4 protein-coding genes and 1 tRNA gene are annotated in these 9,866 nt (G+C 72.2%); 3 read left to right on the top strand and 2 right to left on the bottom strand.

The genetic code is table 11. The features are described from left to right. A partial coding sequence (locus tag ACLF6P_RS01795; protein WP_415947499.1) for a DUF3662 domain-containing protein occupies window positions 1–438 on the bottom strand: 438 nt, incomplete at its 3' end. A 475-nt stretch (window positions 439–913) separates the two neighbouring features. Here ACLF6P_RS01795 and ACLF6P_RS01790 point away from each other — a divergent pair. Then, a tRNA-Leu gene (locus ACLF6P_RS01790) sits at window positions 914–997 on the top strand. A gap of 91 nt (window positions 998–1,088) precedes the next feature. Here the strand turns inward: ACLF6P_RS01790 and ACLF6P_RS01785 are convergent. Continuing rightward, window positions 1,089–2,156: a PucR family transcriptional regulator gene (locus ACLF6P_RS01785; protein WP_415947498.1), complete on the bottom strand. Its 1,068-nt coding sequence runs from the start codon at window positions 2,154–2,156 to the stop codon at window positions 1,089–1,091. Window positions 2,157–2,626: 470 nt separating this feature from the next. Here ACLF6P_RS01785 and ACLF6P_RS01780 point away from each other — a divergent pair, with 470 nt between their 5' ends. Next, on the top strand, window positions 2,627–4,699 hold the full coding sequence (locus ACLF6P_RS01780; RefSeq protein ID WP_415947496.1) for an SPFH domain-containing protein: 2,073 nt from the start codon (window positions 2,627–2,629) through the stop codon (window positions 4,697–4,699). Between the two features lie 133 nt (window positions 4,700–4,832). Continuing rightward, complete coding sequence (locus ACLF6P_RS01775; RefSeq protein ID WP_415947494.1) at window positions 4,833–9,851, top strand: DNA repair ATPase; 5,019 nt, start codon at window positions 4,833–4,835, stop codon at window positions 9,849–9,851. Window positions 9,852–9,866: the final 15 nt, after the last annotated feature.

Genomic DNA, 9,866 nt, shown 5'->3' with positions numbered 1-9,866 from the left:
GCCCGTGCACGTGCCCCATTTGATCCGCTGCTCGTAGAAGCCCCGCAGGTCCGGCTGCGAGCTGGAGGAGGCGAGGGTGCGGCTGCGGACGCGGTACAGGCCCGTGTCCAGGTCGTCCGCCTTCTCCAGGTGGACCTTGACGGCGCCCATGAAGGTGTAGCGCTGCTGCTTCGCGTAGTCCCGCACCATGCCGGACAGCTCGTCGCCGAGCTGTCCCGAGTACGGGCTCAGGCGCTCGTAGTCGGGCGGGCTGAGCTCCACGATGAAGTCATTGGGCACGACGGTGCGGTCGCGGTTCCAGATCGTGGCGTTGTTGTCGCACTCGCGCTGCAGCGCGCCCGCGATCTCGACCGGCTGGACCTCCGACTTGAACACCTTGGCGAAGGTGCCGTTGACCAGACCTTCGAGTCGCTGCTCGAACTTCTTCAGGACTCCCATGGGGCACCTCCTCCGTGCTGGTTGCCGTTGTTGTCTTCGTACCGCTTGCTGATCGTATCCACGCGCCGGGAAATCGGCTGGTTCCCCTTCTCTGCCCGGCGCAGGGGTGTCGCCTCTCACAACGGCCGGGGCCGCCGGTTGGTGCCACGTCTGCGCGCCTGTTTCCAGTTCCGCCGCCCGCTTCTCCACCGGATCGTAGAGGGGGGCCTTGGACAGTGTCCCGCACTCGGGGCGAGGGCGGTCCCGTACGCGGCGACCGAGTGACATGCACGCGACGGCATGCTGACTCCGATACCCCGCAGCCGGCCGCCCTGCACCCGGCGGCCGGGAATCGCGTCCCTACGAGCCGATCAGGGGCGCTGCCTCGCAGGTCGGGGGCCCGCGGAAAGGGATGTGAACGCACCCCGTCCGGCGTGCTAATCTTCAGATGTCGACAGGCGCTCCACGGAGCAGAAGCCAGGCGGCAACACCCAATGCGCGGGTGGCGGAATAGGCAGACGCGCTGGATTCAGGTTCCAGTGCCCGCAAGGGCGTGGGGGTTCAACTCCCCCCTCGCGCACACAGGAGACACGGGTCTCCGCCGGTGATGGAAGTCACGGCGGGGGCCCGTTTCTCGTTGCCCGGGGGCCGGTGCCCCGGGGTGAGCTATCTCATGCCTGCGGCCAGCCCATGAAGCGGGCGCCGATGACCGCTGTCTGCAGTGTGTAGCGGTGGGCGGGGTTGCCGGGGTCGTAGCCCGTGAGGGTGTGGATGCGTTCCAGGCGGTAGGTCATCGCGCGGACGCTCAGGGCCAGGCGGCGGGCCGCCTCCGCGGCGACGCAGCCGCTGTCGAAGTATGCGCTCAGGGTGTCGATGAGGGGCTGGGCGCCGCCACGGGCCTGGTGCAGGGGGCCCAGGGTGCTTTCCACGAGGTCGCTCATGGCCTGGCGGTCGCGGGTGAGGACGGGGTAGACGAGCAGGTCGGAGGCGTGCAGGACCGGGCCCTCCAGGCCCATGCGGGAGGCCAGGTCGAGGGCGCCGAGCGCCTCCTCGTACGAGTGGACGACGCCGCCCGCGCCCGGGTGGGCGCGGCCGATGCCGATGCGGGCCCCGTCGGCGGCGGCCGCGTAGGCCTGTTTGGCGAAGTAGGCGATGACGTCGCCCTGGTCGCCGGGGGCGATGCAGATGAGACGGTCCTCCTTGGTGGTCAGGAGGATGTTGCGGCTGTCGAAGCGGGCGGTCAGCGCGGCCTCGACCCGGCGGCTCACCGCCGAGCCCTCGGAGTACGGTTCCGGGCCCTGCGCCACCGCGACGGCGTGGGCGTGCGAGAGGAGCAGTCCGAAGCGTTCGGCGCGCTCCGACAGGCGGCCCAGGTCGCTGCGGCCGTACAGGAGGTCGTCGATGAACTCCCGCCGGATCGCCTCCTCCTGACGGATCGCGAGGCGCTGGGCGCGTTCGTGGCCCTCGGCGGAGGCGTCGACGGCCTGGCCGACGGCCGCGAGCAGGTGTGCGGCGTGCGGGGCGGGCAGCCGGGTGCGCAGTTCCTCGGCGGCCGTCAGATGGGCACGCACCAGGGCGCGCAGGCCGAGGCCGGCCTCGGCGGCCTGTTCGCCGCGGGCGCGGTGCGCCTCCAGTTCCTCGCGGGTCAGGCGCCGTCCGGTCGCGCAGGCGTCCCGGAGGCATTCGGTGTACCCGGCCAGGTAGTCCCGTGCCGTCTCCGCCTCGGTCACCACTGTCATGCCTCCCCCTTTGCCGCCTGTGCGCCGCGCCCGGTCCGGTTCCGAGTGCTCCCGGCATTAAAGGCGTGTGAAGACTGCCGGTCAACGGCAATGAGCGGGCGAAGGGGCCCATGCCAAGATGCATGTGGAGCGGCGCCGGGGAGAACTTGGTGCCGGACAACGGCAGTTACGCCCCTGGCGGGTATCACGGAACGAGGAGGGGACCATGCGGGAATTCACCGGCAGCGCCGTCCCCGCCGCGCTTCTGCTCGATCCGCCGGCCATGCCGCTGATCCTGCGGACGAGACGCTCCGCGCTCCCTCCTGACGAACCCGTTCGACCCGCGGGTCCCACGCGGCCGCCGAACGCGCCTGCCTGACCCGCCACTTCCCGCCTTCAGTACCTCCCGCGCCACCCGCATGCCCGGTGGCGCCCGCGCGACGCCCTGCCGCGCCCGCTCAGCCTTCTCGCCTCTCACCGGGGGATTCCTCATGGATGCCACCACAGGCATCGGCTTGTCCGTTGCCGTCATCGTGCTCGTCGCCGTGGTCCTGTTCGCCGTCAGCCGGCTCTTCCGCAAGGTCGAACAGGGCAAGGCGCTGATCGTCTCCAAGCTCCGCAAGGTGGATGTCACCTTCACCGGGCAGGTCGTGCTGCCCGTGCTGCACCGGGCCGAGGTCATGGACATCTCGGTGAAGACCATCGAGATCACCCGGGCCGGCCGCGAGGGCCTGATCTGCCGCGACAACATCCGCGCGGACATCCGGATCTCGTTCTTCGTCAAGGTCAACAAGACCGCGGGCGATGTCATCAGGGTCGCCCAGGCCGTCGGCACGGCGCGGGCCAGCGACCGGGACACGCTGCAGGAGCTGTTCCACGCGAAGTTCTCCGAGGCGCTGAAGACCGTCGGCAAACAGATGGACTTCACGGACCTCTACACCAAGCGTGAGGAACTCCGTTACAAGATCATCGAGTTGATCGGTGTCGACCTCAGCGGCTACCACCTCGAGGACGCCGCGATCGACTACCTGGAGCAGACCCCGCTCAAGCAGCTCGACCCGGCCAACGTCCTCGACGCGCAGGGCATCCGGAAGATCACCGAGCTGACCGCCGTGGAGCATGTGCGCACCAACGAGGCGCAGCGCCACGAGGAGAAGGAGATCACCCGCCAGAACGTGGACGCCCGCGAGGCCGTCCTGGAGCTGGAGCGCCGGCAGGCGGACGCGGAGATCAAGCAGCGCCGCGAGATCGAGACCGTGCGGGCCCGTGAGGAGGCCGAGACGGCGAAGGTCGTCGAGGAGGAGCGGCTGCGGGCGCAGGGGGCGTTTCTGCGGACCGAGGAGCAGCTCGGGGTGCAGCGCGAGAACCAGGCGCGTGAGGTCGCGGTCGCCGCGAAGAACCGCGAGCGGGTCATCGCCATCGAGAACGAGCGGATCGAGAAGGACCGCATGCTCGAGGTCATCGCCCGGGAGCGGGAGACGGAGCTGACCCGGATCTCCGCGAACAAGGAGGTCGAGACAGAGAAGCGGGACATCGCCGAGGTCGTACGCGAGCGGGTCGCCGTGGACCGTACGGTCGCCGAGCAGGAGGAGTCGATCCTGAAGCTGCGCGCGGTCGAGGAGGCCGAGCGGCAGCGGCAGGCCGTGATCATCGCCGCCGAGGCCGAGGCGCAGGAGAAGCTGGTCAAGGACATCAAGGCCGCCGAGGCCGCGGAGGCGGCCGCCGTACACCGGGCGAAGGAGGAGGTCACGCTCGCCGAGGCCCGCGTGAAGTCCGCCGACCTCGACGCACGCGCCAAGACCCGGCTCGCCGAGGGCATCCAGGCCGAGGCCGCCGCGGAGGGACTCGCCGCCGTACAGGTCCGCGAGAAGGAGGCGGACGTGATCGAGAAGGCGGGCCGTGCGGAGGCCGAGGCCACCGAGGCGCGGCTGCGGGCCGAGGCGGAGGGCGCGAAGCACAAGGCGCTGGCGGAGGCCACGGCGATCGGCGAGAAGCTGAAGGCCGAGGCGGAGGGCCTGAACCAGAAGGCCGCCGCGATGGCCGCGCTCGACGAGGCTTCGCGCGAGCACGAGGAGTACCGGCTGCGCCTGGAGGCGGAGAAGGACATCCGGCTGGCCGGTCTGGACGTCCAGCGGCAGGTCGCCGAGGCGCAGGCCACGGTGCTCGCCACCGGTCTGGAGAGCGCCGACATCAACATCGTCGGCGGCGAGTCGGTCTTCTTCGACCGCCTCATGTCGTCCATCGCGCTCGGCAAGGGCGTCGACGGCTTCGTACAGAACTCGCAGACCGCGCAGGCTCTGGCCGGTCCGTGGCTGGACGGTTCGGCCTCGTTCACCGAGGACCTGACGACTGTCCTTGGCTCGGTGTCCACGGCGGACGTGCAGAACCTGACGGTCTCCGCGCTGCTGATGAAGCTGATGAACAGCGGTGACGGCGGGCAGAGCGGCGCGCTGAAGGAGCTGCTCGCCAAGGCCGGCCAGCTGGGCCTGGCGGACATGCCGCTCAGCGAGCTCGCCACCGAAGCCGCACCGAAGGCCTCCCTCAACGGGGCCGTCAAGGGCTGACCGCGCCCAAGGGGGGGGGGAGCGGTCAGGGTGCCGGAGCTGCCGTACGGGGGGCGGCAGCTCCGGCACCTCATTCATGATTCGCCCGGCCGGGAGCATCACCGGAGGGCGGCATACGAAGGAGTGGGATCGGATGAGCACCGGCAGGCAGGCGGCGGAGGTGTCGGCGATGGCGGAGATGACCCAGTCGGCGGACGCGGGTGCCGCCCGGGACACCGCCGCGGGTGCCGGCCAGGGTGCGGGTGCCGCGCAGGGCGTGAACGGTGCCGCGCAGAGCGCCGGTACGGATTCCGGGATCGACGCCGGCACCTACGAGGTCCTCCGTGACCGCCTCACCGCGCAGGCCGCCGAGCTGGCCCGCCGCACCGAGGCCCTCAACACGGCCCGTATCGCCGAGTTCGGCTCCACCGAGCTCAGCCTCGTCGGCAGCGAGCAGCTGCGTTCCGCCACCGCGCGGGTGGCGCGCGACCTCGTCGCCGTCCGCGACCGGCTGCTGGTCGGCGCCCGCACCCCGCTCGCGCCGGGCGCCTCGCCCACCGTCGCCGACGTCTTCACGCTCTACGACCGCGACCTGAACCCGCTGTCCGACGACGCGGTCCCGGGCCTGCTCGACGACCCCGCCTTCGTACGGGAGTTCACCGCGCTGCACCGCTACTTCCAGGGTGCCCGCCTGCTGCAGCTGCGCCACGTCGAGGGCAAGCTCCTCGCCGTCTTCCAGGCGGGCGAGCAGCCGGGCGACATCCGCGTGCTGCGCTGGGCCGTCACCCCGGACGAGGTGCGCTTCCTGGACGCGCGCGGCGAGAAGGACCATGTCTTCCCCGCGCCCCACGACTTCGAGTGGATCGAGACCACCCGCGACGACCACGTCCTGGGCCGCCACCCGCACGTCCGGATCGACTCCGGCGCCGCCTATGTCTCCACGGTCGGCGGCTCGCTGACCGTCAGGACCGAGGACGACACCGAGAGCGGCGAGGGCATCCACGCCGAGCCCGTCGAGGAGCCGCTGCAGGCGCTCGCCGACGCCGAGATCGCCTACGCGCGCGTCGGTGTGCTCGTCCTGCTGCGGGTGCGCCCGTACAAGGAGGAGGTGTACCGCCACCTCGTGTTCAACACCGTCACCCGCGCCGTGGTGCGCCTCGACGGCATCGGCCGCTCCTGCCGCCGGCTGCCCGAGGAGCAGGGCATCGTCTTCCCCGGCGGCTACTGCCTGGCCACGGGTGCCGTGAAGACCTTCGAGACGGCCGACTCCGACACGTCCGGCCTGGAGTTCGAGCGCGCCGTGCGCTCCCCGAACGGTGAGGACGTGCTCTACGCCTACCACTCGCGCGAGACGGGCCGCAGTCTGCTGCTTCCGTACAACCAGATCCGCAAGGAGATCGCCACACCCGTCGGCTGCGTGGGCCATGCGCTGCTCGACGACGGCACCATGGCCGTGCTGCGCGGCGCCGCCGGCGCGGGGGAGCCCGTGCAGCTGCACCCGCTGCAGATCTGGCGGACCCCGTACGTCGCCGACACCCACACCGCCCCCGTCGGCAGCGGCCCGCTGGCGCGGCTCGGCAACGCCGACCTCGTACGCGGTATCTCCGACTGCCTGTCGATCGCCCGCCAGGCCACCGGGACCACCGCGACCAGCGGCATGTACGAGACGCTGGCCGCCGCCTGCGTGCGCGCCGCCGACCAGCACCACTGGCTCGACGCGGACGAGGTCGGCGACCTCGCGACGCCGCTGCGGGAGCTGCGGGCGACCGCGGAGCAGGTGCTCACCGAGTTCGAGACGGTGCAGACGCTGACCCGCCGCGCCGCCGACGCGCTCGCCGAGTCCGCCGCGGACATCGCCCGGCTCGTGCGCAGGGTCCGCGGCGAGGCGCCGGCCACCGCCGCGGAGTGGGTCTCGCGGATCACCGAACTGCGCCAGGCACAGGGCCACCTGGTGACCCTCAAGGAGATGCGCTACGCGGACACCGTCCGCATCGACACGCTGAGCGAGGACGTCGGCGCCGACATCGACGCGGCGGCCCGGCGTGCCATCGCCTTCCTGCGGCGCGAGGACGCCTTCGCCGACTACGAGGAGGACATCGAGCGGCTCACCACGGAGGCCGAGCAGATCGCCACGGTCGCCGAGTCCGCCGCGATCGCCGAGCGCATCGACACCCTGAGCACCGGTCTGCGGACCCTGACCGAGGTCGTCACCGGCCTCGACATCGGCGACGCGACCGTGCGCACCGCCGTCCTGGAGCGGATCGCCGCCGTGCTCGGCGGCGTCAACCGCACCCGGGCCGCGCTCGCCGCCCGCCGCGAGGAGCTCCTGGAGACCGAGGGCCGCGCGGAGTTCACCGCCGAACTGGCCCTGCTCGGCCAGTCCGTCACGGGGGCGCTCGCCGCGGCCGCCGACCCGGACGCCTGCGACGACCAGCTCGGCGCGCTGCTCGCGCAGGTGGAGGGCCTGGAGTCCCGCTTCGCGGAGCACGACGACCTGCTGGCCGAGCTCGGCGCCAAGCGCACCGAGATCTACGAGGCGTTCACGGCGCGCAAGCAGTCCCTGCAGGACGCCCGCGCCCGCCGTGCCCAGCAGCTCGCCGACTCGGCCGCCCGGGTCCTGGAGACGATCGCGCGCCGCGCGGCCGCCCTGGAGACGACGGACGCGGTCGCCACGTACTTCGCCTCCGACCCGATGGTCGCCAAGGTCCGCCGCACCGCCGAGGAGCTGCGCGAACTCGGTGACCAGGTGAGGGCCGAGGAGCTTGACGGGCGCCTGAAGTCCGCCCGTCAGGAGGCCGGGCGGGCGCTGCTCGACCGCTCCGAGCTGTTCGCGGACGGCGGCGCCACGATCCGCCTCGGCCGGCACCGCTTCGCCGTCAACCGGCAGACGCCCGAGCTCACCCTCGTCCCGTACGAGGACACGCTCGCCTTCGCGCTGACCGGCACCGACTACCGCTCCCCGGTCACCGACGAGGGCTTCGCCGCGCACCGCACCCACTGGCAGCGGCAGCTGCCCTCGGAGTCGCCCGAGGTCTACCGCGCCGAGTACCTGGCCGCCCGGCTGCTCGCCGAGCACGGCGCCGGGGCGCTGTCCGGCGCGCTCACGGGCGGTGAACTGCCCGCGCTGGTACGGCAGGCCGCCGAAGCCGCGTACGACGAGGGCTATGAGCGCGGGGTGCACGACGAGGACGCGACCGCGATCCTCACGGCGCTGCTGCGGCTGCACGACAGCGCCGGGCAGCTGCGGCACACCCCGCGCGCCCGGGCCGAGGCCGTGCTGTTCTGGGCGCACGGCATCGGCGCGGAGCAGCGGGAAGTCCTGGCCCGCCGCGCCGTCTCGCTCGCGCGCGCCCGTGACACCTTCGGGCTCTCGCCCGCCATCGCCGCCTTCGAGGCGGAGCTGGCGGCCGAGGCGGGCAGCGCCGAGGCCGCCGCGTACCTCTTCGAGGAGCTGAGCTGCTCGCCGCAGGGCTTCGCCGTGTCCGCCGCTGCCCGCGCGCTCCTGGACAAGTTCCGCCGTGCGGTGGACGGTTCGGCCTACGCGGCGGACCTGGGCGCGCTGACCGGGCTGACCGAGCGCAAGCAGCTGGTCGAGGGCTGGCTGCACGCGTACGCCGCCTCCTCGGGCGAGGACGCCGACGAGGGCGACCTCGCCGAGGCGGTGGCCGTGGAGCTGTGCCCCGACCTCGACCGGTACGAGGCCGACGGTGAGAACGCGGTCACCGTCACCGGTCTGCTCGGCACGCACCCGCGCATCAGCAGGCGCAGCCTGAGCCTGCGCCTCGACGAATTCCTCGCGCGCACAGGGGAGTTCGCCGCACGCGACGTGCCCGGCTTCCGCACGTACCAGAAGCAGCGCACGCGCCTCGTGGCCGCCGAGCACGCCCGGCTCGACGTGGACGCGCACCGCCCGCGCGTCATGTCCTCCTTCGTGCGCAACCGGCTCGTCGACGAGGTCTACCTGCCGCTGATCGGCGACAGCCTCGCCAAGCAGATCGGCGCCGCGGGCGACGCCAAGCGCACCGACAGCAGCGGTCTGCTGCTGCTCATCTCGCCGCCCGGTTACGGAAAGACGACGCTCATGGAGTACGTGGCCGAACGGCTCGGCATGCTCCTGGTCAAGGTCGACGGGCCCGCCCTCGGGCACACCGTCACCTCGCTCGACCCGGCGGAGGCCACCAACGACGCCGCCCGCAGGGAACTGGAGAAGATCGCCTTCGCGCTCGCCGCCGGCAACAACACGCTGCTCTACCTCGACGACATCCAGCATGTCTCGCCGGAGCTGCTGCAGAAGTTCATCCCGCTGTGCGACGCCACCCGCACCCTGAACGGGCACGACCTGCGCGGCAAGCGCTTCGCCGTGTGCATGGCGGGCAACCCGTACACCGAGTCCGGCAGCCGCTTCCGCATCCCCGACATGCTGGCCAACCGGGCCGACGTCTGGAACCTCGGCGACGTACTCACCGGAAAGGAGAAGGCGTTCGCGCTCAGCTTCGTCGAGAACGCGCTGACCTCCAACCCGCACCTCGCGCCGCTCGCCGGACGCGACCGCGGCGACCTCGACCTGCTCGTACGGCTCGCCGCCGGTGAGTCCGCCGCGCGCCGCGACCAGCTCAGCCACCCGTACGCGCCCGCGGAGCTGGACGCGGTCCTCGCCGTGCTGCGGCACCTGCTCACCGCCCGCGCCACCGTGCTCGCGGTCAACGAGGCATACATCGCCTCGGCCGCGCAGGACGACGCGGCCCGCACCGAACCGGCCTTCCGGCTGCAGGGCTCGTACCGCAACATGAACAAGATCGCGGCCCGTATCTCGCCGGTCATGAACGAGGAGGAGCTGACCGCCGTCATCCAGGACCACTACACGGCCGAGGCGCAGACGCTCACCGGCGACGCGGAGGCCAACCTGCTCAAGCTCGCCGAGCTGCGCGGCACGCTGACCGGTGCGCAGGCCGCCCGCTGGACGCAGATCAAGGCCGCGCACGTGCGGCAGCGCACGCTCGGCGGCTCCGAGGAGGACCCCGTCGTACGCGCGGTCGCCGCGCTCGGGCTGCTCGCCGACCGGATCACCGCCGTCGAGGCGGCGATCACCCGGGCGACGGATCCGCGGCAGCTGCTCGCGAACCCGTCGGGGCGGCATGCGGCCCGGCCCGCGGTGGGTGAGCAGGACGGGTGAGGGGGCCCTGGGTGA

The organism is Streptomyces lothianensis (assembly GCF_047779955.1).
GTDB lineage: Bacteria > Actinomycetota > Actinomycetes > Streptomycetales > Streptomycetaceae > Streptomyces.
This window is presented reverse-complemented; position numbering and strand designations above follow the sequence as displayed.